General features: G+C 40.2%; 3 protein-coding genes. All 3 read right to left on the reverse strand.

Annotation, left to right across the window (positions count from 1 at the left end; genetic code table 11):
- The coding region (locus EGI22_RS15185) for a hypothetical protein (RefSeq protein WP_255069304.1) at positions 1-1,054 on the reverse strand (1,054 nt) is incomplete at its 3' end.
- 99 nt (positions 1,055-1,153) lie between these two features.
- The gene (locus EGI22_RS15190; protein ID WP_255069305.1) at positions 1,154-2,062 is read right to left on the reverse strand and encodes a 3-coathanger stack domain-containing protein; all 909 of its coding nucleotides are present in this window, start codon (positions 2,060-2,062) and stop codon (positions 1,154-1,156) included.
- A partial coding sequence (locus EGI22_RS15195) for an immunoglobulin domain-containing protein (protein ID WP_255069306.1) occupies positions 2,013-2,418 on the reverse strand: 406 nt, incomplete at its 5' end. The genes EGI22_RS15190 and EGI22_RS15195, both read right to left, overlap by 50 nt.

A 2,418-nucleotide genomic window follows, 5' to 3' on the forward strand; every position in this document is an offset into this window, starting at 1 on the left:
CCTCGGCTTTTCCATTTGCATTCGAGGTGTAACGATTTGGGTCTGTGCGAAAGCTTCCAGTAATGATTATGTTTCCCTGACTATCAATTTGTAAATCTCCTGGATTAAGTGGAATAAGGCTTGTGAATTTCTTCATAAATCCAACGGTAGGCGAAGTATTATTGAGGTTGTCAAGCCTAACCAGAATCATATCTCGAGTGTCGTATTGTTGATTTGAAAAATCATCAATCCAAACGTCACCAGTCATTAAATACACCCATAGACTTTGTTTGTCATTAGTGAGTTTCATATCAAAAATATGATTTTCATAAAGAGGGTCGATATTGGCTTTTACCCAAGGTTTATCCAATGCCCATAAGGTGGTTTCTATAAAGTTATCGGGGTCAGCATCAGCTATAGATTTTAATATTTTTATAATTCTATACCCCCTTGGCGTGGTTGAATTACTGGCATTTAATCCTAATCCATCGGTTGCATATATGGCGTTGGCATCAGTTTGGATTAGAGGGTAATTACTATAATTATCCTGATTACTGGCATTTTTTACCCAAACCAAATCGCCATTATTGGCATTTACTTTAAAGAAAATAGCATCATCTGGTATTATATTGGGATATGTAGTACCGCCAGCAATAGTGGCAGCACCATATTTGAAAATTCCGTAATCTCCCATCGCACCATTACAGTAAAGAAAACCATCAGTATCAATAGTGAAATTATTTATTCCTCCTCCATTCATCGTTTTCACCCAATGAATGGTTTCTCCAGTTGGATTTAATTTCATAAGGTACATATTGCCCTCCTGGTAAAAATTCTGACCGTAGATATTAAGGCCATTAAATACCATAGCCTTGTTTAAATCACCAGCGATGTAAATATTGCCAGCAGCATCGCGTTTAATTAATCTGATTGAAGAACCATAATTAGTTCCCACAGAAGGAATCGATGGATAACTTTCATTTGCAACTCTTGCCCAATCAAAAGTGGGGAATTGTTGAGCATAAGAAAAATGAGTGCTCAAAACAATAGCAACAAAAAGCAATAACTTTTTCATAATAGTTTGATTAATAATGTTTTACTTAGCTTCTCAATTCACCTCTCATCACATTCGATGAGTTTGTTTTTTTAATGATTTGAAAGGGATTATAGATTTTTAATTACACCCGCCTATTTCAGCTTTGAAATACCCTCCGGCAGCAGGCTCGGCTTTGAAGCCTACATCGAGTAAAATGGCTTTAGATTGGTAGGTGATTTTGGCGGTATTTTCTACTTTGTTAGTGGCGGTAATTAAACCGTTTGATGCACTAGCCTTGGGGATCAAGTTATCGCCTGCTGAATAATTGGTACTGATTGAATTAGAAGAGGAACATGGAACGTTTACCTGAACTTGAGTCCGGGGTGACTCACAAGAAGCTTCGTTTTTACAGGCAATGTAATAGGTTTTTGAAGCATCTAAAGCAGACGTTGTAAAACTCGCCCCCGCAAAAATTGAAGCTCCAAGTAAAGGCTGCTGATACCATCTGTATGTTGTACATCCGCTTGCATTTATAATACCTTTTGAACCTGATGGAATTGTAATCCCCGAGGCCGAAGGTGATGAAGGTGCAGCAAACACCGTGATATTCATGGAAGAAGGGAGGCTTGAACCTTGGCTATTATTTGCCACCACAGTCAAAGTACCTGAAGTAGCAGCAAAAGAAAAATTAATGGTGATTATTCTGGTATTACTTATCCCTTGATGAAATGTTAGACCATTTCCGGAGTAAGTCCAAGTATAAGATGTAGCCCCTGGCACCAAGTCAACATAGTAAACAAGACTATCTCTACCCTGACATGCCACATTCGAACCAACAATTGGGCTTGGCTGTGGAAGTCCACAGGTGTTCACAGTGACCGCTAATTCCGCAGTACTCACGCACAAATTGGCATCTGTAACAGTGACCATGTAGTTTCCTGACATGGCGACTGTGGCTGAGGTAATACTTGGATTTTGGTCAGTGGAAACAAAGCTATTAGGACCCGTCCATGCATAGGTTGTTCCGCCAGAGGCAGTCAAATTCAAAGTACACGCACAAATTGGCATCTGTAACAGTGACCATGTAGTTTCCTGACATGGCGACTGTGGCTGAGGTAATACTTGGATTTTGGTCAGTGGAAACAAAGCTATTAGGACCCGTCCATGCATAGGTTGTTCCGCCAGAGGCAGTCAAATTCAAAGTAGCTCCTGCACAAATCGGACTGTTGCTTCCAATGATGACAGTTGGCAATGGATTAACTACGACAGCCACTTCCGCAGAACTTACGCACAAATTGGCATCTGTAACAGTGACCATGTAGTTTCCTGACATGGCGACTGTGGCTGAGGTAATACTTGGATTTTGGTCAGTGGAAACAAAGCTATTAGGACCCGTCCATGCA

The sequence above is a fragment of the Lacihabitans sp. LS3-19 genome (assembly GCF_024343575.1).
Lineage (GTDB): Bacteria > Bacteroidota > Bacteroidia > Cytophagales > Spirosomataceae > Leadbetterella.